General features: G+C 34.2%; 19 protein-coding genes. 7 read left to right on the top strand and 12 right to left on the bottom strand.

What is annotated here, in order from left to right; all coding sequences use genetic code 11:
- Positions 1–134: 134 nt before the first annotated feature.
- Positions 135–938, top strand: coding sequence for an SDR family oxidoreductase (locus GM3709_RS12770; protein ID WP_066119882.1), 804 nt, complete (start codon positions 135–137; stop codon positions 936–938).
- Here GM3709_RS12770 and GM3709_RS12765 read toward each other — a convergent pair.
- Complete coding sequence (locus GM3709_RS12765) at positions 907–1,965, bottom strand: mechanosensitive ion channel family protein (RefSeq protein ID WP_066119880.1); 1,059 nt, start codon at positions 1,963–1,965, stop codon at positions 907–909. The genes GM3709_RS12770 and GM3709_RS12765 overlap by 32 nt on opposite strands.
- A gap of 77 nt (positions 1,966–2,042) precedes the next feature.
- Between GM3709_RS12765 and GM3709_RS12760 the strand changes: the two genes are divergently transcribed.
- The 5 genes from GM3709_RS12760 (at position 2,043) to GM3709_RS12740 (ending at position 7,593) form a co-directional block, all read left to right on the top strand.
- Positions 2,043–3,821, top strand: coding sequence for an ABC transporter substrate-binding protein (locus tag GM3709_RS12760; protein WP_066119878.1), 1,779 nt, complete (start codon positions 2,043–2,045; stop codon positions 3,819–3,821).
- Between the two features lie 414 nt (positions 3,822–4,235).
- A complete protein-coding gene (locus GM3709_RS12755) occupies positions 4,236–5,288 on the top strand; it encodes a 30S ribosomal protein S1 (RefSeq protein WP_066121921.1) in 1,053 nt (350 codons plus the stop codon).
- A 164-nt stretch (positions 5,289–5,452) separates the two neighbouring features.
- The gene (locus GM3709_RS12750; RefSeq protein WP_066119876.1) at positions 5,453–6,193 is read left to right on the top strand and encodes a precorrin-2 C(20)-methyltransferase; all 741 of its coding nucleotides are present in this window, start codon (positions 5,453–5,455) and stop codon (positions 6,191–6,193) included.
- 139 nt (positions 6,194–6,332) lie between these two features.
- The gene (locus GM3709_RS12745; protein ID WP_066119874.1) at positions 6,333–6,647 is read left to right on the top strand and encodes a helix-turn-helix transcriptional regulator; all 315 of its coding nucleotides are present in this window, start codon (positions 6,333–6,335) and stop codon (positions 6,645–6,647) included.
- A gap of 64 nt (positions 6,648–6,711) precedes the next feature.
- Positions 6,712–7,593, top strand: a complete 882-nt coding sequence (locus GM3709_RS12740) for an NAD(P)-dependent oxidoreductase (RefSeq protein WP_066119872.1) — start codon at positions 6,712–6,714, stop codon at positions 7,591–7,593.
- Between the two features lie 16 nt (positions 7,594–7,609).
- On the opposite strand, the gene GM3709_RS12735 is transcribed toward GM3709_RS12740, so the two are convergent.
- From GM3709_RS12735 to clpP, 8 genes are all read right to left on the bottom strand, one after another.
- Positions 7,610–7,930 carry a nucleoside triphosphate pyrophosphohydrolase family protein gene (locus GM3709_RS12735; RefSeq protein WP_066119870.1) on the bottom strand — a complete coding sequence of 107 codons (321 nt, stop codon included), beginning with the start codon at positions 7,928–7,930 and terminating at the stop codon, positions 7,610–7,612.
- Between the two features lie 339 nt (positions 7,931–8,269).
- The gene (gene ftsZ, locus GM3709_RS12730; protein WP_066119868.1) at positions 8,270–9,541 is read right to left on the bottom strand and encodes a cell division protein FtsZ; all 1,272 of its coding nucleotides are present in this window, start codon (positions 9,539–9,541) and stop codon (positions 8,270–8,272) included.
- A 145-nt stretch (positions 9,542–9,686) separates the two neighbouring features.
- Entirely contained in the window at positions 9,687–10,754 is a 1,068-nt protein-coding gene (trpD, locus tag GM3709_RS12725; protein ID WP_066119867.1) for an anthranilate phosphoribosyltransferase, read from the bottom strand.
- A 302-nt stretch (positions 10,755–11,056) separates the two neighbouring features.
- On the bottom strand, positions 11,057–12,097 hold the full coding sequence (gene obgE, locus GM3709_RS12720) for a GTPase ObgE (protein ID WP_066119865.1): 1,041 nt from the start codon (positions 12,095–12,097) through the stop codon (positions 11,057–11,059).
- Between the two features lie 344 nt (positions 12,098–12,441).
- Positions 12,442–14,025, bottom strand: a complete 1,584-nt coding sequence (locus GM3709_RS12715) for an NAD(P)H-quinone oxidoreductase subunit 4 (protein ID WP_066119864.1) — start codon at positions 14,023–14,025, stop codon at positions 12,442–12,444.
- Between the two features lie 310 nt (positions 14,026–14,335).
- On the bottom strand, positions 14,336–14,623 hold the full coding sequence (gene gatC, locus GM3709_RS12710; protein WP_066119862.1) for an Asp-tRNA(Asn)/Glu-tRNA(Gln) amidotransferase subunit GatC: 288 nt from the start codon (positions 14,621–14,623) through the stop codon (positions 14,336–14,338).
- 55 nt (positions 14,624–14,678) lie between these two features.
- Entirely contained in the window at positions 14,679–15,200 is a 522-nt protein-coding gene (locus GM3709_RS12705; protein WP_066119860.1) for a photosystem I assembly protein Ycf3, read from the bottom strand.
- Positions 15,201–15,272: 72 nt separating this feature from the next.
- Positions 15,273–15,857: an ATP-dependent Clp endopeptidase proteolytic subunit ClpP gene (gene clpP / locus GM3709_RS12700; RefSeq protein WP_066119858.1), complete on the bottom strand. Its 585-nt coding sequence runs from the start codon at positions 15,855–15,857 to the stop codon at positions 15,273–15,275.
- 363 nt (positions 15,858–16,220) lie between these two features.
- Between clpP and GM3709_RS12695 the strand changes: the two genes are divergently transcribed.
- Positions 16,221–16,550, top strand: coding sequence for an STAS domain-containing protein (locus tag GM3709_RS12695; RefSeq protein ID WP_066119856.1), 330 nt, complete (start codon positions 16,221–16,223; stop codon positions 16,548–16,550).
- Positions 16,551–16,718: 168 nt separating this feature from the next.
- Here GM3709_RS12695 and hemL read toward each other — a convergent pair whose 3' ends face one another.
- From hemL to psb29, 3 genes are all read right to left on the bottom strand, one after another.
- On the bottom strand, positions 16,719–18,020 hold the full coding sequence (hemL, locus tag GM3709_RS12690) for a glutamate-1-semialdehyde 2,1-aminomutase (protein WP_066119854.1): 1,302 nt from the start codon (positions 18,018–18,020) through the stop codon (positions 16,719–16,721).
- Positions 18,021–18,338: 318 nt separating this feature from the next.
- Positions 18,339–19,628 carry a serine--tRNA ligase gene (serS, locus tag GM3709_RS12685; RefSeq protein WP_066119853.1) on the bottom strand — a complete coding sequence of 430 codons (1,290 nt, stop codon included), beginning with the start codon at positions 19,626–19,628 and terminating at the stop codon, positions 18,339–18,341.
- Between the two features lie 91 nt (positions 19,629–19,719).
- Entirely contained in the window at positions 19,720–20,388 is a 669-nt protein-coding gene (gene psb29, locus GM3709_RS12680) for a photosystem II biogenesis protein Psp29 (RefSeq protein ID WP_066119852.1), read from the bottom strand.
- Between the last annotated feature and the right edge of the window lie 23 nt (positions 20,389–20,411).

Below are 20,411 nucleotides of genomic sequence, written 5' to 3'. Positions count from 1 at the left end.
AAACAGACTTTGTAGATTAAGAAAATTATACTTAGATATAGCACCTCTATCAAGATCTTCGATCGTAAATCATTGACAATTCAAAATATCTTTACCATTTTGAGAAAAACATCACTTAAAAACAAAATAAATTCATGACTAAATTAGATAATACCGTCATTTTGATAACTGGTGCTGGAGGAGGTTTTGGAGAGGAGTTTATCAAACAATTATTAGAAAAAGGTAGTCGTTTAATTTTAACGGATGTCGATCGTCAAAAACTGCTTTCTCAGGCTATTACTATTACCAGTGAAATTAATCAAGGTAAAATTATTGCTTGTTTGCAAGGGGATTTATCTACTGCGGAAGGTTGTCAACAATTGTATGAGCAAGTTAGGGAATTAAATATATCGATCGATATGTTAATAAATAATGCAGGAATGGGATTATATGGACGTATAGATGAAGTTCCGATGATGGAATGGCAAAAGTTAATGCAGATTAATCTTCTTTCTCCCATGACTTTAACGGCCTTATTTTTACCAGAGATGATTAAGCAAAAAAAAGGACATATCGTTAATATTTCTTCTTTAGCAGGATGGGTAGGTTTATCGGGAATGAGTCCCTATGCTAGTAGTAAATTTGGACTACGTGGTTTTAGTGAAGCACTCGATCGAGAAGTCAAACAATATAATATTAAAGTTAGTGTTGCCTATCCTTTTTTTAGTCGCACTCCTATTTTAAAATCTAAAGCCTATGGTACATTAGCCGAAAATTATCAAGGTTTTCCCGCTCATTTAGCCACTAATCCTGCCGATGTTATTCGACAAATTATCAAAGGAATTAGTAACAATAAATTACATATTTTCCCTGATAAATTTTCTTTATCTATTTATCTACTTAAAAAATACTTACCGATAAATATATTTAAGCTCTTGATAAATAATGAAGTTGAGTAGGATAAGCAAACTCTAAGTTATGTTCAGAAAAAGCATTTTTGATAGATAAATTTACTTGATTTTTTGTTAAACGGTACAATTTAATATCATTACTATCGACATAATAAATAACTTCAAAATTAAGACTAAAATCCCCGAATCCAGAAAAATAAGCACTATCAAAAGTTAGATTTTCAATGTGTTGAATTGCATTTTCAATGATGGAGGGAATTTCTGCTAGTTTCTGATTATCTGTTTCATAAACGACTCCTATTTTTAAAATCGCTTGTCTTTTTTCCATCCGCTTAAAATTTCGTAGTCTCGAACTTGTTAAATCGGTATTTGCTAATATTAATTGTTCTCCTGTTATGGTTTTAATTCTTGTAGTTTTAATACCTATATGTTCTACATGACCCATAAAATCTCCTACTGCTATTAAATCAGAAATTTCAAAAGGTCGATCGAACAAAATCGCAAAATAGCTAAATAAATCTTGTAAAATTCCTTGAGAAGCTAAAGCTAAAGCCACACCACCAATTCCTAAACCAGCCACAATCGCTTTAATATCAAAACCTAAATTACTCAAAATTGAGATAACGGCAAAAAGCCAAAATATTATTCTAATGGCAGGAAATAAAGCCTTAATATTTCTTTCGATGATTGAATCCGAATCACGATATTTTTCACTATAAAAGTAAATTATAATTCTGGATGTATCCACTAAAAATCTAGTAACGTAAATAGTGGTTAAAATAATCACGATCGTTTTAACTGTAGCTACGATCGAAGGGTTAAAATCAATCTCTTTTAACGTAGTATAAAACAAACCAAAATAAGTAATAGGAAGAAAATATTTATCGATAATAATTACTATTTTATTAGTTAAAATACTATCTTCTTTATTGGTAATCTTTTTGATTTGTTTAAAAACAATATTTCTGGTTATTTTCAAGAAGAAATAAGCTAAAATTAATATAGAAATTGCTATTATTAAATCTTTAATAAAAGTTTGAAAATTTTGCGATAAATTAAAAAGATTTTCCAACATTATTTCTGAGAAACGTAATTTTAAGTAACAATGTAAGTTAATATCTTAGCAATAATTGAATTTTTGTGCTGTAAATTATGAAGTCAATTAACAATATTATAAAACTACAATGGCGAAAACTATCACATTTAATTATCACTTTTTCTCTAATTTTTGTTGTTTTGTGTTTGTCTTCCTGTAGTTTAAATTCCTCTGCAAACAATGAATCAAGACTTATTCAAGCCATTTTAAGTGATCCGAAAACCTTTAATGCTGTTTTATCTCAAGAATCCCCCAATATTTTTGGTTTAACCTATGAAGGATTAGTTACAGAAAATCCGCTTACAGGAGAAATTGAACCAGCATTGGCACAATCATGGACTATTTCTGAAGATAAATTAACTATTATTTTTACTCTCAAAAATGATTTAAAATGGTCTGATGCTAAACCTTTAACTGCTGATGATGTTGTTTTTAGTTATAACCAATTATATCTTAATGAAGAAATCCCTTCCAATGCGAGAGATAGTTTAAGAATTGGAAAAAATCGAGCTTTTCCCATAGTTGAAAAAATTGATAATTTACGAGTAAAATTCATTATCCCTGAACCTTTTGCACCTTTTTTAGAAAGTACAGGATTATCTATTTTACCTAAACATATTTTAGAGGATAAAGTTACTCAAAAAGGAGCTGATGGAAAACCAATTTTTCTCTCTTTTTGGGGTGTCGACACTCCCCCTGATCAATTAGTAGTTAATGGAGCTTATAAACTAAAAAGCTATGCTACTTCTCAACGAATAATTTTTACTAAAAATCCTTACTATTGGCAGAAAGATGAAAATAAAAATCCTCTACCTTATATTGATGAAGTAGTTTGGGAAATCGTCGAATCTACTGATACTTCAGTATTACAATTTCGATCGGGCAGTTTAGATTCTATTGGTGTTACTCCTGAATATTTTTCTTTGTTAAAAAGAGAAGAAAATCGGGGAAATTTTAGCATTTTTAATGGCGGTGCCGCTTATGGTACAACCTTTATGAGTTTTAATCTTAATCAAGGATCAAGAGATGGTAAACCTTTAGTTGATCAAATAAAATCTAAATGGTTTAATAACATGAATTTTCGCAAAGCGATCGCTTATAGTATCAATAGAGAAAGCATGATTAATAATATTTATCGAGGTTTAGGAGAAGCACAAAACTCGCCTATTTCGGTACAATCTCCTTTTTATGATCCAACTATTATTGGTTATGATTATGATCCAGAATTAGCTAAAAAATTACTCTTACAAGAAGGTTTTAAATATGATCAACAAGGAAAATTATTAGACTCAGAAAATCATGAAGTAAGATTCACTTTATTAACCAATGCAGGAAATAAAATTAGGGAATCTTTAGGTTCACAAATAAAACAGGATTTAAGTCAAATTGGCATCACTGTTGACTTTACACCGATCGCTTTTAGTGTATTAGTAGATAAACTCACTAACTCTTTAGATTGGGAAGCCCATATCATTGGTTTTGGAGGAGGAAATGAACCAAATGGGGGTGCTAATTTATGGTTTCCAGACGGAAATTTACATCTTTTTAATCAAAAACCCCAACCCGGAAGATCACCAATTCAAGGCAGAGTTATAGCTGATTGGGAAGCTGAAATTGGTGATTTATATATAGAAGGTGCAAAAGAATTAGACTTAGAAAAAAGAAAGACAATTTATAATAAAACTCAACAGTTAGCGGTAGAATACCTGCCTTTAATTTACTTAGTTAATCCTTATTCCTTAGCGGCAGTAAGAAATCGGATAAAAGGAGTAGAATTTTCAGCTTTAGGCGGTGCTTTTTGGAATATTGAAAAATTGAAAATAAAGGAAAATTAATAATATAAAATTTAGAAACTAACAAAACCTTACCTAGTAATGAGGATTAAATTTAATAAATAATTGCCTAAAATCAATTTTGACACGAAATTCCCCACCTTTTAAGCACAGATGAGTTAAAAGTATCAAAGCATTTAGCTTGAAAATCATTGTTAATTATTCATTTTTAATGTTAGAGTAGATAATTGGCTGTTATTTATTTGCTTAAGATAAAACACTGAGCAATAATAATAAAAAATCCTGATGACTTTCGTCTTCAGAGTTGCCAAAGTCCACTTTTGTAACGATAGAGTAGTAAACATTATATTAATAATCTATGTCTATCTAGTCAGTTATCTTAATAACCTTAAGTTGCTGAGGAGGGATGAAGAATTATCAAATTAAATAAAATTAATACAATAGTAAAAAATGCCTATGGTCAGTCAGACAGAAACTCTAAATAGTAATATTGGTTTTACCCACGAAGATTTTGCCGCTCTCTTAGATCAATATGATTATCATTTCAGTCCCGGTGACATTGTTGCTGGAACTGTTTTTAGTATGGAGTCTCGGGGCGCTCTTATCGATATAGGAGCAAAAACTGCCGCTTATATTCCAGTACAAGAGCTTTCCATCAATAGAGTTGATGATCCTCAAGAAGTATTACAAGCCAATGAAACTAGAGAGTTTTTCATTCTTACCGATGAAAATGAAGACGGACAGTTAACTTTATCCATTCGCAGAATTGAGTATATGCGAGCATGGCAAAGAGTTCGTCAATTGCAAGAAGAAGATGCTACCGTTTATTCTAACGTTTTCGCCACTAATCGTGGTGGTGCATTAGTCAGAGTGGAAGGTTTAAGAGGCTTTATTCCAGGTTCTCATATTAGTGCTAAAGATACTAAAGAAGATTTAGTGGGTCAAGATTTACCCCTCAAGTTTTTAGAAGTTGACGAAGAGCGTAATCGTCTAGTACTCAGTCATCGACGGGCTTTGGTTGAGCGTAAGATGAATGGTTTAGAAGTGAGTCAAGTTGTCATCGGTTCTGTTCGTGGTATTAAGCCTTACGGTGCATTTATTGACATCGGGGGAGTTAGTGGTTTGTTACACATTTCTGAAATTTCTCATGATCATATTGATACTCCTCATAGTGTATTTAATGTCAATGATGAATTGAAAGTGATGATTATTGATTTAGATGCAGAAAGAGGTCGTATTTCTCTTTCCACTAAGCAATTAGAACCAGAACCGGGTGATATGCTCAAAAACCGTGATTTGGTGTTTGAAAAAGCGGAAGAAATGGCTCAAAAATTCAGAGAGAAATTGTTAGCCGGTGATGGAGATACTCCTGCGATCGATCCTGCTGAATTAGAAGGCATTACGGCGGAAGAAGAAGTTTTGATCGAAAATATTTCTGCTGATGAGAATATTTCTGAAGTAGATTCCAACACTGTGGAAGAAGAAAACCTTACTTCTAGTGGTGTCTAATCGGTTTTGATTTTTCAAAAAAATTGGTTTTGCCAAGACATAACATGGACAAGGGGTGATCTAAAATATCCCTTGTTTTTTATTGTTTATTTATCAGTACTTAAGTTTATTAGTGAAGACAGAGAATAGGGAATCAATAAAAATTTCTCAAATGATCGATCGAAATGAAAGATAAAATAGGCACTCTTTATGGTGTCAGTGTCGGTACAGGTGATCCAGAGTTAATCACTATTAAGGCTTTAAAAATTATTCAGCAAACGAAAATTATTGCCTTTCCTGCTGGAATAAATAATCGTTTAGGAATCGCAGAAACCATTATTCAAGGTTACTTACAACCCCATCAAAAAAAACTACCTTTATCTTTTCCCTATACTATATCTCAAAATATCTTAACTCAAGCATGGCATGATGTAAGTACTCAAGTATGGCAATATCTGAAAAATGGGGAAGATGTCGCATTTGTTTGTGAGGGTGATATAAGTTTTTATAGTACTTTTACTTATTTAGCTTTAACCATCCAAAAATTATATTCAGAGGTAAAAATACAACGTATTGCTGGAGTATCTTCTCCCATGGCTTCGGCTTCTGTCTTGGGATTGCCTTTGACGATACAGGAGGAAAAATTAATTATTTTACCGGCACTTTATTCTGTAAAACATTTAGAAGAAGCATTAGATTGGGCTGAGGTAGTAGTATTAATGAAAGTTGCTTCTGTTTATAATCAAGTTTGGAAGACTTTAGCACAAAGAGATTTATTCGATCGATCCTATTTAGTAGAAAAAGCAACTACAGATCAAGAAAAAGTATATACCTGTTTAAATAATTATCCCGAACTTAAATTAAGTTATTTTTCCATCTTAATAATTTATCAAAGAAAAGTTAATAATGAAGGATTTATTATTTAGAATTTTATCACAGTATTTTTACATAGACTTTACACAATTTATATACAGACTTTATCAAAACTTTAAGTAAAAACTGGTAGATAATTATACTTAAACGGGTAAAATAACATTAAGAGTTAAATATAAAATTAGTACCCTAATGCAAATAGAGATAAGACAAAACAAATTAGATTTATTTCCACTTTGTTTTCATGCTTTATCAGATCCCATTCGACTTAAGTTACTAGAATTATTGTCTCATCAGGAGTTGTGTGTGACGGATCTTTGTGACTTTCTTAATATAAAACAACCAAAAATTTCTTTTCATTTGAAAATACTTAAAGACTCTGGTTTAGTTTTTACCCGACAACAAGGTCGATCTATTTATTATCGTATTAATCATTCTCAATTTAATATTTTAAAACAATATTTAGAGTCTCAAATTATTAGACAATGTCAGGGAGTTCGTTGGTAAATTATTTATCGAACTTATCTAGGGCTATAATTATTTATTATTACTAATGATGAACTATTAGCCAATGAATCAGCAACTAGCTTTTTTGGGTTTAGGAGTAATGGGTAAACCCATGGCATTAAATTTGATCAATAGTGGTTTTAATGTCCGGGTGTGGAATAGAACAAAAAATCCTCCTTACTTCGACTCTTTCAATATTCAAGATACGATCGAAGAAACAATCACAGATGCTAAGATTATTTTTACTTGTTTAGGTGATGTTCCAGATGTAGAAGAAGTACTTTTTTCCCCCCAAGGAGTAATCAATTTTGCCCAACCAAATACCCTTGTTGTGGATTTTAGTACGATCGGTTCTAAATCAGTGCAAAGTATTGCAGAAAAGTTGCAAACTAAAAAGATTCGATTTTTAGATGCTCCCGTTTCTGGAGGGGATATTGGTGCTCAACAAGGCACTTTAACCATTATGGTGGGGGGTAATCCAAAAGATTTTCAGGAATGTAAACCCTATTTTCAAGTATTAGGAAAAAACATTACTTATTGTGGTGCGCTTGGTAGTGGTCAAGCAGTGAAATTATGTAATCAAGTTTTAGCATCTTTACACATGGTAGCTATTTGTGAAGCTCTGACATTGGCTAAAAAACAAGGCATTGACCCTAATTTAGTGATTGAAGTTTGTAGTACTGGAGCGGCAGGATCATGGGCTTTAACCAATTTAGCACCAAAAATTATTGACTCTGATTATAGTCCTGGTTTTATGATTAAACATATTCTCAAGGATTTACGTTTAATTAATGAAGTTTTAGACAACGATCATAGCCTAGTGGGAGTTGAATTAGCTCAAAAACTATTTCAAATAACAGCCGATTTAGATAATGGAAAGGGTTATATAGAAGGAACTCAGGCTATGATTAAAAATTATTTATTTCCCCAAAATAGTCTTAAATAAATTTGATAACCCTAAACTATCGATCGTCACCATCTCCCTGTAGAGTATTATTAATCTGTCGATCGAGCAATTTATTAATGTTTTTTTCCATAACCTCCTCTGGATTTAAACCTAATTCATCACATAATCTCGCCCAATACCATATTACATCACCCAATTCTTTAATTAGTTTATCTTTAGCAAGTTCTAAATCATAGTCTTTTCTAATATATTTTTTCACCACACCACTGACTTCTCCTGCTTCTGAAGCCAAACCTAAAGTGAGATATTCTAAAAAAGTTTCTTGAGAATAAATAGCTGTTTTTCTTGTTAGTAATTGATATTCTTTTATATCCATAAAAATAATTGATAATTAATGAGAAAAAATAGAAAATACTTATTACTTGTTCTAACCTAAGAATTTATAATTTCATAAACAAATATTACTCAATAAAATTACTTTATTAAGCTAGTTTGCATCTAGGTAGAATGGTCAGTGACGGTAGAGAAAAGTTAAGGGTTTCAATCATTTTTAAAAATTAATAAAAAATGTAGGTTAACCTTAGTTCAACACAAAAATCCTTGATCTAGGTTGGTTTTAGGCTTCGGAAAGGGTTTTAAGTTTATTTTACCAACCAAATCCCATTCAATTATTTAACTTAATACCTAATATCTTTAAATATTGATGGGTTTCAGCTTATCGACGAGGAAAACGACGACGTTGCAAAAATTCAGGAATATCTAACCCTGATGTTACATTACTAGGATCAGGATTTGGATTATTATTTTCTTCTAAGTTACCAGTAGAAGTAGAAGAAGTATTTGCTTTAACAGCAGTTTTTGCGATCGGATTAATTTTTGGTTCTCCCGAAAAACCTGTTGCAATCACCGTAATCCTAATTTCTCCTTGCATTTTTTCATCAATTACTGCCCCAAAAATAATATTCGCATTGGGATCAACAATCTCATAAATGGTTTCAGCGGCGGTATTAACTTCGTGTAAAGTTAAATCAGTTCCCCCTGTAATGTTTAGCACCACACCAGTAGCACCTTGTATAGAAGATTCTAGTAAAGGTGAGGAAATAGCAGCCACCGCCCCTTCTTTCGCCCTCGATTTTCCTGAACCTATACCAATACCCATTAAAGCAGATCCTGCATCAGCCATAACGGCTCTAACATCTGCAAAATCAACGTTTACAAGACCTGGTATAGTGATTATATCAGAAATACCTTGAACTCCTTGTCTTAAAGTATCATCTGCCATGCGAAAAGATTCTTGTAAGGGAGTATCCGAGGGAATTACCGATAATAATTTATTGTTGGGAATGACGATTAAAGTGTCAACTTTGCTTTCTAAGGCTTGAATTCCATCTTCTGCTTGGGTAGTGCGACGACGACCCTCAAACGTAAAAGGACGAGTTACAACTCCTACCGTTAAACAACCCATTTCTTTGGCAATTTCTGCCACAATAGGAGCCGCACCTGTACCTGTACCACCACCCATCCCGGCGGTGATAAATACTAAGTCAGTATTTTCTAACGTTTTCGCTATCTCATCTCTGGATTCTTCCGCCGCTTTTTGTCCGATGGCTGGATTTCCCCCAGCACCTAGCCCTCTGGTAAGTTTTTGACCGATTTGTAAGCAATTGGTAGCCATTGATTGAGATAAGGCTTGGGAATCAGTATTGATTTGCCAAAATTCAACCCCTACCACATTACCCTGAATCATGCGATTAACCGCATTACAGCCACCACCACCCACTCCGATGACTTTGATTTGAGCGACATTACTAGGGATAATTTGATTAAAGTTCATATTGGTTTCTGGTGTCTCATTTCCTTGTTTAACTCGTTTTCCCGTGCGAACTGGTGGATTACTACGATTAACAGGTTTTTTCGCCGATGGCTCTAAATATTCGGCTAGGTTTAAATCTGATTCATTCATTTCTGCTAGGTAATCATTTGTCATGGGTAAGTTACAAGATTCGGGGATGAAATTTAATGTTATTTTTTAATTATCTTTAAATTTCAATAAATATAAGAGTTTATTAAAATAATAATATGCAATATTTGATACTGAGCAAAATTATAACTTAACTTGCTCGTATTTTCAGCTAACCATTGTTTGATTGGCAATATTCTGATGATTCTTTGGAATAAAAATTCACCAATTCTGTTAATTTATCCCATGCTACTCCACTGGTAAGAATTTGACGGCATATTTCGATCGAACTTTGATGATCTCCCATGGGTACCAAATCTCCTACTTGCAAAGCTAAAGAGGCGTTGAGAATAACAGCATCATTTTGAGCTTGTGTACCTTTTCCTTGCAAAACTTTCGTTAAAATTTCAGCATTTTCTATTACCTCCCCTCCTTTTAAAGCGCTCAAAGGTGCAGGAGTCACATTTAATTCTTCCGGGTTAAGGGTGGTAATACTAATTTCTCCTTTTTGGAATAATGCCAAGTCAGTAATATCTCCCAATCCAGCTTCGTCTAGTTTTTCTCTACCATGTAGCACGATCGCTTTGTCAAGGGATAAATGTTGTAAAGCATTAACAACAGGTTCTATAAATTTTGTATCATAGACTCCAATCACTTGTCCTGTGGGTTTTAAAGGATTGACTAAAGGACCTAATAAGTTAAAGATCGTTCTAATTTTTAATTGTTGTCTTAGAGGAGCAACTGCTTTCATAGCAGGATGCCAACCCGGAGCAAATAAAAAAGTGATCCCTACCTTTTCCAAGGCTTGTTTATATAAGGTTTCTTTTGCGTTTAACTTGATCCCTAGGTATTCTAACACATCAGCAGAACCTACTTTACTAGAAGCCGATCGATTACCATGTTTAGCTACTTTAACTCCTGCCGCCGCCGCTACAAAAGCCACTGCCGTAGAAATATTAAAAGTAGAAGAACCATCACCTCCCGTGCCACAAGTATCAATCAGAGGGGAAGAATGAGTAACATTGTCGGTGTTTCGAGATTGTTTTTGTAAGACTTGAGCCATGCCTGCTAATTCAGTGCCACTAACTCCTTTAGCTTGAATAGCGGTCAGAATTGCTCCAGATAATACAGGAGATATTTCTTCTTTTAGCCATCCTTCCATCAGTTGGGAGGCTTGTATTTTAGTTAAAGATTGTTGATCTAGTAATTGTGTTAGTAAATTTGACCAATCTTGAGTCATGGATATTGATTCGATTAAGATTATGTGGTTATCCTATCATACTGGTTCAATTTCTCATTAAAAATCAAAAAATGATTCAAACTTTTATCTATTGTTTTTACTTACTTTCACTACTGAAATTGAGATGGGTGTTAACCTGAGAGAGGTATAAAATTTATGGGAGAAGGTAGCTTTTAGCTTTTAGCCTTGTTTCAATTAAAGAATAAGTAATCAATTACTAATGTTGACAAAAAATCTAACCTAACAATAGCCGATAACTACCCTTTTGACAATATTTTTTCATCGAACTGAGGTATATTCGATTAAGCCTTTAAAGTTTCTAAAAAGTTAGTTTCTATGGTTGATTCTTCCTTCATTAAATCCAATGTTTGCCATACTTCCTGTAAAAGACGATCGCATCCTAATCCTGTCACCCCAGAAATGAGGAAAATTTGATTATTCGTCAACCCTTGAAATTGACTTAAGATTTCCTGTTGCATTTCTTCGTCTATAGTATCTATCTTATTTAAACCTATAATTTGAGGTCGATCGTGTAATCCTTTCCCATAAGCTGACAGTTCTCCTTGAATGACGTTATAATCATGAACTGGATCTTCTGAGTTCACATCGATCAAATGAACTAATAAACGAGTGCGCTCGATATGTCGCAGAAAATCATGGCCTAAACCGATTCCTTCCGATGCACCTTCAATCAATCCGGGAATATCAGCAAAAACAGTGCCGTCTCCTGTTGGTTTACGCACAACTCCTAAATTTGGAATAAGAGTAGTAAAAGGATAATCGGCAATTTTGGGTTTAGCGGAAGACAAAGCCGATATAAGAGTTGATTTTCCGGCATTGGGAAGTCCAATAATTCCCACCTCTGCCAACAATTTTAACTCTAATCGTAAATTCTTAATTTCTCCTTCTAAGCCGGGTAAGGCATATTCAGGCGCCCGGTTACTATTACTCAAAAAATGTTGATTTCCCAATCCACCTTTCCCACCTTTGGCAATTAAAAAAGTTTCATCAGGAGAGACTAAATCTGCTATTAACTCATCAGTATCTGCATCATAAATCATTGTACCACAGGGAATTTCTAAAATAAGATCTTGTCCCGATGCACCTGTGCGATTATTTGGGCCACCTCTTTTGCCGTCATCTGCCTTAAAACGACGGGCATATCTAAAATCTAACAAAGTTTGCAGTCTTTCTGTTGGCTTAAATAATATAGATGCTCCTCGTCCTCCATTTCCTCCGGATGGGCCTCCTGCGGGGACATATTTTTCTCTACGAAAGGCCACAAGCCCATCACCTCCTTTTCCTGCTTCGACTTCAATCTCAACTTGATCTATAAACTGCATAAATTACCTTTAGTCTCTCGATCGACTAAACCTTCTTAACATAGATCTTTATTGTAACCTAGAACGAGATTTGGAGCGAAAAATGGGGAACAAGAGAGGAGGAAATATAATTTTTCTAGCCCCTAATTATCCCTAATTTTGACCTCAGTTCGATGCAAAATGTATGGGTAATAGCAAGGTATTAGTTGTTAGGTATTAGGTAAATAATTAATCAAAAACTGTTAACAATTGATTTTACTTAGATTAATTTAATTAAATAATTCAATCAAATTTGGTATTTTTAGAACCTAAAACCTAAACCCTAAAGCCTAAAACCTACCTACATCAAGGATTTTTTTTCGAACTCAGCTAATTTTGGGAGCATTTAAAGCTACAAATTGAGCGTTGTTTTTAGCAATGGTTTCAACTTGTAAACTAGGTACAGAATTCCGTAATAAAGTAGTTAATTTTTGAGTGGTAGAATCATAAATCTGGGTAACAATTTTCGGGTATAAACCAATACCGATAATGGGAATGAGAAGACAAGCAATAATAAATACTTCCCGAGGTTCAGCATCTACTAATTTAGTATGAGATACTAATTCTTTGTTTTCTTCACCATATAATATTTCCCTTAACATTGACAGCAAGTAAATGGGAGTTAAGATAACACCAACCGCCGCAAGGGATACCATTATCAGTTTGAAGGTGAAACCATAAGCATCACTGGTAGCAAAACCGATAAATACCATCAATTCGGCCACAAATCCACTCATACCTGGTAATGCAAGGGATGCCATAGAGCAAGTTGTCCACATGGCAAATATTTTCTTCATTCTTTTCCCAATTCCACCCATTTCGTCTAACATCAGAGTATGGGTTCGATCGTAAGTAGCACCTACCATAAAGAATAGACTAGCACCGATTAAACCGTGAGAAATCATCTGTAACATTGCTCCGCTCATACCAATATCTGTAAAGGAAGCAATACCAATCAAGACAAAACCCATGTGAGAAATGGAAGAATAGGCAATTTTTCGTTTAAGGTTACGTTGAGCAAAAGAAGTAAAGGCGGCATAGATAATGTTTACCACTCCTAAGATAATTAAAATTGGGGCAAAAGTAGCGTGAGCATCAGGCAACATTCCTGCATTCATGCGAATTAAGGCGTAACCCCCCATTTTTAACAAAATTCCTGCTAGTAACATATGGGCAGGAGCTGTCGCTTCTCCATGGGCATCTGGTAGCCATGTGTGAAGAGGAAAAATTGGCAATTTGACACCATAGGCAATTAATAGTCCACCGTATAATAATAATTGCAGATTCAATCCAAAATCTTTATGGGCGATCGCAACCATATCAAAGGTGACGGTATCGCCATAGAAAGCCATCGTTAAAGCTGCTACAAGAATGAATAAAGAGCCTCCAGCAGTATAAAGGATAAATTTGGTGGCCGCATATAATCGTCGTTTACCGCCCCAAATAGAAAGAATAAGATATACAGGTACTAACTCCAACTCCCACACGAGGAAGAAAAGTAGCATATCTTGCACAGCAAATACGGCAATTTGTCCACCGTACATTGCCAACATGAGAAAATAAAAGAATTTAGGTTTTAAACTGACAGGCCAAGCCGCTAAGATGGCTAAAGTAGTGATGAAGCCTGTTAACAGAATCAGAGGCATGGATAAACCATCAGCACCTACAGACCATTTTAGGTCAAGATCGGCAACCCATGTATAACTTTCGACTAATTGTAAGTCTGGGTTATTAAAGTCATAGCCTTGATAGAAAGCATAGACAATTAAAACAAAATCCATTAAAGCTATTGTTAAGGCGTACCACCTAACAGTTTTTCCATCTTTATCAGGGATGATGAAGACGAATAAGGAAGCAATAATGGGAAAAAGAATAATAGTTGTTAGCCAAGGAAAATTAGTTAAATCCATTTGTAAGTAAGTTGCGTTATAAATGCTTATTAGTTATCTGATTGATGTCTATGATTTTTTGATTAGTTATAGACCTGTATCAATACTCAGATAATGAACCTATATGAACAATCTAGCAAGATTTTTTGAGGATCTAACAATTCCTAATGTTAATTTTTGTTTTGAAGAAATCATAATTGATGTGGAGAGAAAAAATTTTAGATTTCTTCAACTAAATAGCTTTTATTAAAATTGATTTTTTGAAAAGTTAGGATTTTTGAGGAAATATCCCCCTAGGGGCTTTTTAAAGGGGGAATGAAGAAACGTTCTCTTACGCCATAATTTTTGGTACTCTGAAAAAATCTTCTTCTCTTTCCGGGGCGCAATTCAATAAACTTTCTCTATCTTCATAGGTTGTTTGTTTGTCTTCACGGGTTATATTACTAAGCTCGATCGCTCTTGTGGTAGGTTGGACATTTTCTGTATCTAATTCTTTTAACTGTTCAAAATAATCTAAAATGGCGTTTAATTGGGGAGCAAATTCCTCTTCTTCTGCTGTGGTAATTTGTAAACGGGCTAAATTAGCGACTTTTTTAACTTCTTCTTTACTTAAACTCATTTTTATTTATTGGTAATGATTATCATTGTTTTTACTATTCGCTATCAAATATTAACTAAAAGAATACATCCATTTCCGATCGACCAGTAGTTTTGAGCCAGTTTTGAGCCTCTAAATAACTATTGGGAGAAATTCTAATGGCTTGTTTCCAATATTCTGCGGCTTTGTCATAGAAACTTTCTGCTTCATCTTCCTCTCCTGCTTGACGACATTTTTCTCCTTGATGGTGGTAAATTACGGCAATATTATTCAACACTGAAGGCTTACGAGGATTTAGATCTAAAGATTGATGATAGTATTCTAAGGCTTCTTCTAATTTGCCATTACTAGCATGAATTAAACCCATATTATAAAGTATCTCACTTCGATCGTTAGAATCTTCTTCTAATTTCAAGGCTTCCTGATAATTTTCCAACGCCTCTGCATATTCTCCTTCAGCTTGAGCAGACATTCCGTCTCGATAGTAAACAAAAGCCTCCTTCGATTTCGCATCAATAGGCAAGACTTTCAAAATAATATCCGCCATGACAGTAAAAGTTTTATCAATAAAATTATCGTTTCTTTGTGATCTAGGCATAATTAATTAAAAATGAGTAATTAGTAATAAAATTTTAAAAAAGTTTCTTATCTTCTTCTCTTCCTCTTTGTCTTAAGACTTAGGAGCACGAATGACTACTTGATCAATTAAACCATAGTCTCTAGCTTCCTCTGCTGACATAAAAAAATCTCTTTCGGTGTCGTCTTCGATTTTTTCCAAAGGTTGCCCAGTATGAGAAGCCATATAGTGATTTAGTTGTTTTTTGAGGTAAAGTATCTCTTTTGCTTGAATTTCAATATCTGTAGCTTGTCCTTGAGCCCCTCCTAATGGTTGATGGATCATAATTCGAGAGTTCGGTAAGCTCATTCTTTTCCCTTTTGCACCAGCACTTAATAAAAAAGCTCCCATACTAGCCGCTAATCCGACACAAATAGTGCAAACATCTGGTTTAACTTGATTCATGGTATCAAATATACCAAGTCCTGCCGAGACAGAACCGCCAGGAGAGTTGATATAAAGGTAGATGTCTTTTTCTGAATCTTCTGCTTCTAATAGTAACAGTTGCGCCACGATCGAGTTAGCTAATTCATCCGTTACTTGTTGACCTAAAAAAACTATTCTTTCTCTAAGTAAACGAGAGTAAATATCAAAAGCGCGCTCACCCCTTCCAGAGGTTTCAATAACCGTTGGTACCATTCTATTATTCCCAATTTGTGACTATTTCTTGATAATCTTGATTGTAACTAATATGGTGAACAATTAACAAAGAATTGATAATGCACTCAATTCCTTATTCTGTAACTTAAATTACTTTTTCTGTTGGACACCAAGGATAAGTTAAGTCTTATGAGATATAGATTTTAAAAATCTTAAACGGATCTTTGCCCAACTATTGACAAAATAGCTTAGATTTGGTTTATATTGTCAATGATTTGAGTTTGTGGGAACTAAAAGTTACTCGTAATAATCAAAGAAAACATATTATTATTCCCTATATAATCTAAATTTCAGTTTAAAAAAAGTATAATCGAAAAAGTTTTAATGAGGAGTAAAGAAATTATGTACAATCAAGAAGTTTATAGTCCCCAGGGAACTATTAATGAGAGTAATCAAAAAAAGTTTCAACAACAGTTACTTAGTTTTATCAATAATACAAAAAATAGGGATATTTTGGTAGATTTCCAACAGGTTGAGTTTGTTGATGGTAGTGGATTAGTGGCTTTAGTTAATGCCTATAATGAGGCAAAAAATCAAAGCAAAAACTTTTATCTATTCAACGTATCTCCCTCTGTAAAAATGATTTTTGAGATTAGCCAATTAGATAAGGTACTAGGAATTAGAGAATTTAATTACGATCGAATCACCGATAATGATCCTTTAGCCGCTTAGGGATTAAGGGAAGACAAGGAGAAGAATTTAAAAATGTAGAATGTAAAATGAAAAATCTTTAATTTATTTTCAACCGAATCACGAGAATTTTAAATTATAGTTTCATTTAACAACTCTACTGTTAGGAGGATTATAAAAACTTCCCATTCCCAATTCCTAAATTGATTGTTAAATATTTTTTAATACTTCTTCTGCTGCTACAAGAGTCTGTTGAATGTCGTCTTCTGTATGGGCGATCGAAGTAAAACCAGCTTCAAACTGAGAAGGTGCTAAATAAATCCCCCTTTCCAACATTCCTCGATGAAAACGCCCAAATTTAGCGGTATCAGAGTGTTTCGCATCACCGTAGTTATGGACAGGATTACCAGTAAAAAACATCCCAAACATACCGCTAATATTACCACCAGTTACCTCATGACCTGCGTTTCTGGCAATGTCTAATAAACCAGTAATTAATTGATTAGTAATTTTTTCTAAATATTCATAAGTGCCGGGTTTTTGTAATAATTCTAGGGTTTTAATTCCTGCCGTCATAGCTAAAGGATTTCCCGATAAAGTACCTGCTTGGTACATTGAACCAGAAGGGGCAACTAATGCCATAATTTCTTTTTTGCCACCGTAAGCACCCACAGGTAAACCACCGCCAATAACTTTACCTAAAGTAGTTAAATCAGGAGTTACACCAAATTTTGCTTGAACACCACCATAGGAAATACGAAAACCTGTCATCACTTCATCGAATACCAATAAGGCATCATTTTCTTGGGTTAAAACTCTCAAACCTTCAAGAAAACCAGCATCAGGGGGAATAAATCCCGAATTACCCACCACTGGCTCAAGAATTACTCCGGCAATTTCTCCTGGATTTTCGGCAAAGATTTTTTTGACGGCTTCTAAGTCATTATAAGGGGCTGTTAAAGTGTCGGCGGTGACGGATTTAGGAACTCCCGGAGAATCAGGTAAGCCTAAAGTTGCCACTCCTGAACCGGCCTGTACTAAGAACATATCACCATGACCATGATAACATCCTTCAAATTTGATGATCTTATTTCTGTTGGTATAGGCACGCATTAACCGCAAAACTGAGAGACAAGCCTCTGTACCTGAGTTAACAAAACGCACCATTTCAATACTAGGCACAGCTTCGATTACCATTTCTGCAAGGATATTTTCGAGTAAGCAAGGCGCACCAAAACTTGTACCTTTTTCTAATACTTCTTTGAGGGCATTGATAACGTCTGGATGGGTATGGCCACAAATTGCGGGTCCCCATGATCCTACATAATCGATATATTTATTTTCGTCCACATCCCAAATATAAGCTCCTTTGACTCGATCGAATACAATCGGTTGTCCACCTACAGATTTAAAAGCTCTTACGGGGGAATTTACTCCTCCGGGCATCAGTTTTTGAGCGGCAGTAAAAATTTCTTCTGATTTGGTCGTTTTAAATGCTAATGTATTAACCAAGATTATCTCCTTATTTTAATTGTTATTTATAAACGATCTATTTTAACCTGAGTTAGTTAGGACTTTCTCGAAAATAGTTTTTTCGCTCCCCAACCCCTAAGTATGAGGGAGTCCTGCTTTATTCTTCCTTCCAATTCTGAGGAATCAAAGGGCTGGTGGGTAAGTCCTACTCGTCTTTAGATAATTGATGAGCAAAAGTTTTTCAAACAAAATCCCGATGAAATAAATTTAGGAGTTTTAAAATCAATTCTTGTAACTTTTCCCGTTTCCCTATCTTCACCGATAATTTTATCTCGAACTAAAGTTAGATATATAATTTTACCTAACACTTAATACGTCAATTTTTAAATAGGGTTGCAATGCTTCTGGTACTTTAACTGTACCGTCTTCTTGTTGATAGTTTTCTAATATTGCTGCCATAGTACGACCGACGGCTAAACCTGAACCATTCAAAGTGTGTACATATTCAGTGCCTTTTTTTCCTTTCTCTTTAAAACGAATATCTGCTCTTCTTGCCTGAAAATCATGACAATTCGAGCAACTGGAAATCTCTCGGTAAGTATTAGCTGAAGGCAACCACACCTCAAGATCGTAACATTTAGCGGCTCCAAATCCTAAGTCTCCTGTACATAGTTCCACCACTCTATAGGGTAATTTTAAGGCTTGAAGAATAGCCTCTGCATTATTGACCATTTTCTCATGCTCTTGCTCACTGGTTTCGGGACGCACTAATTTAATTAACTCGACTTTGTTAAACTGATGTAAACGAATTAAACCTTTCATATCACGGCCATAGCTTCCTGCTTCTCTACGAAAACAAGGAGTATAGGCGCAATGATGAATAGGTAATTGATCTGCGTCTAAAATTTCTTGACGATAAAAGTTGGTAACTGGAACTTCTGCTGTCGGAGTTAACCATAAATCATCGTTATCACACTTAAAACTCTCTTCTGCAAATTTGGGTAGTTGTCCTGTTCCTTGTAATGCTTCGCTATTAACTAAGATTGGAGGCATGACTTCAGTATAACCGGCTTCTATTTGTCGATCGAGCATAAAATTAATCAATGCCCTTTCTAAAGCCGCCCCCATACCAACTAAGGCTACAAAACGACTTTGAGCGACTTTTACCGCTCTTTCTGAGTCGATAATGCCTAATTTTTCGCCAATTTCTCCATGAGGTAAAATATGACTGCTATCAGGAATAAATTCATCTCCCCAGCGTCTTACCTCGATATTTTCTGTTTCGTTTTCGCCAATGGGAGTAGTTACAGAGGGTAAATTGGGCAATTCTAGCAATAAAGCGTCTATTTTTGTCTTTAAGTCTCTTTCTTTGGGTTCTAATTCAGCTAATTTAGCTTTAACGTCATTTCCCTCTTGTTTAAGATTGACAATTTCTTCATTCTGAGGATTTGCTCCCGATCGCATTTTTTCCCCAATAATTTTACCAATTTCATTACTTCTAGCTTGTAGCTCAGTTCTAACAGATTGTATCTCTCGCTGTTGATTATCTAAATCGAGAATGGGTTGTAATTGATAATCAGTACTACGGTGATGTAATAATTTTAAAACTTCATGGGGATTTTCCCTAATTTTTTTTAAATCAAGCATGAGAATGAATAATAAATAGTGAATAAGTTAAAATAATTTTTTATATGATATATTTTTTAATTGTTAACTGTTAACTGTTAACTGTTAATTGTTAATTGACTTTTTCTAGTCTTTTTTTCTTACTTGCTTCGAGAGTATCGGCTAATACGATAAGCATTTGACTTATTTTTTCTAAATTACTACGGTATAAATCTAAATCTTTTTTAAGTTTATCTATAGGCAAGTTTAATTTATCAGTTAAAGGTTTAATTAATTCGGCAAATTTTTCTTCATCTTTAACAATTTCTACATCACTTTTTTCCAATAAACTATAAAATCCAATGGCAAATAAACGGCTATATTTAAACTTAGGGTTATCTAAAGCATAACGCCAATGCTCAGCGATCGACTCTAAACCGTTATCATGAGTAGGATTGAGTAACCAATTGATTAAATCTTGAGGAGACTTTTGAGTAGCAAAATTAAGAAGAATCTCTGATTTTTGACGATATTCATCAGGATTATCACCGATAGATTTACACAAAGCCTTAAAAATAGAATCTTTGTCTGATTCAGGGGTATAGCCATTCATAAATTGAGTAAAACTCTGACATACACCTAAATAGTAAACAGGATCGGGGCGAAAATCAACATTAACAGATAATAGGTGCATTTCTACCATTAATTCTTCTACCACACGGCGATAAATAGAATTAATTGGGCGGTTATGATGTTGATAAAAATTTCTTTTAGTGTCGGAAACAGTACGAAGTTTATCCACGAAATATAATAATTAAGTTGATT

It is taken from the genome of Geminocystis sp. NIES-3709 (assembly GCF_001548115.1).
Classification (GTDB): Bacteria; Cyanobacteriota; Cyanobacteriia; order Cyanobacteriales; family Cyanobacteriaceae; genus Geminocystis.
This window is presented reverse-complemented; position numbering and strand designations above follow the sequence as displayed.

What these genes read in the sequence shown, in the direction of transcription:
- GM3709_RS12750 (WP_066119876.1), top strand. Translation starts at nt 5,453, where the DNA reads ATGAAAGATAAAATAGGCACTCTTTATGGTGTCAGTGTCGGTACAGGT.
- GM3709_RS12765 (WP_066119880.1), bottom strand. Translation starts at nt 1,965, where the DNA reads ATGTTGGAAAATCTTTTTAATTTATCGCAAAATTTTCAAACTTTTATT.
- GM3709_RS12755 (WP_066121921.1), top strand. Translation starts at nt 4,236, where the DNA reads ATGGTCAGTCAGACAGAAACTCTAAATAGTAATATTGGTTTTACCCAC.
- GM3709_RS12760 (WP_066119878.1), top strand. Translation starts at nt 2,043, where the DNA reads ATGAAGTCAATTAACAATATTATAAAACTACAATGGCGAAAACTATCA.
- serS (WP_066119853.1), bottom strand. Translation starts at nt 19,628, where the DNA reads ATGCTTGATTTAAAAAAAATTAGGGAAAATCCCCATGAAGTTTTAAAA.
- GM3709_RS12740 (WP_066119872.1), top strand. Translation starts at nt 6,712, where the DNA reads ATGAATCAGCAACTAGCTTTTTTGGGTTTAGGAGTAATGGGTAAACCC.
- trpD (WP_066119867.1), bottom strand. Translation starts at nt 10,754, where the DNA reads ATGACTCAAGATTGGTCAAATTTACTAACACAATTACTAGATCAACAA.
- obgE (WP_066119865.1), bottom strand. Translation starts at nt 12,097, where the DNA reads ATGCAGTTTATAGATCAAGTTGAGATTGAAGTCGAAGCAGGAAAAGGA.
- clpP (WP_066119858.1), bottom strand. Translation starts at nt 15,857, where the DNA reads ATGGTACCAACGGTTATTGAAACCTCTGGAAGGGGTGAGCGCGCTTTT.
- GM3709_RS12770 (WP_066119882.1), top strand. Translation starts at nt 135, where the DNA reads ATGACTAAATTAGATAATACCGTCATTTTGATAACTGGTGCTGGAGGA.
- GM3709_RS12735 (WP_066119870.1), bottom strand. Translation starts at nt 7,930, where the DNA reads ATGGATATAAAAGAATATCAATTACTAACAAGAAAAACAGCTATTTAT.
- GM3709_RS12705 (WP_066119860.1), bottom strand. Translation starts at nt 15,200, where the DNA reads ATGCCTAGATCACAAAGAAACGATAATTTTATTGATAAAACTTTTACT.
- GM3709_RS12695 (WP_066119856.1), top strand. Translation starts at nt 16,221, where the DNA reads ATGTACAATCAAGAAGTTTATAGTCCCCAGGGAACTATTAATGAGAGT.
- GM3709_RS12745 (WP_066119874.1), top strand. Translation starts at nt 6,333, where the DNA reads ATGCAAATAGAGATAAGACAAAACAAATTAGATTTATTTCCACTTTGT.
- GM3709_RS12715 (WP_066119864.1), bottom strand. Translation starts at nt 14,025, where the DNA reads ATGGATTTAACTAATTTTCCTTGGCTAACAACTATTATTCTTTTTCCC.
- ftsZ (WP_066119868.1), bottom strand. Translation starts at nt 9,541, where the DNA reads ATGACAAATGATTACCTAGCAGAAATGAATGAATCAGATTTAAACCTA.
- gatC (WP_066119862.1), bottom strand. Translation starts at nt 14,623, where the DNA reads ATGAGTTTAAGTAAAGAAGAAGTTAAAAAAGTCGCTAATTTAGCCCGT.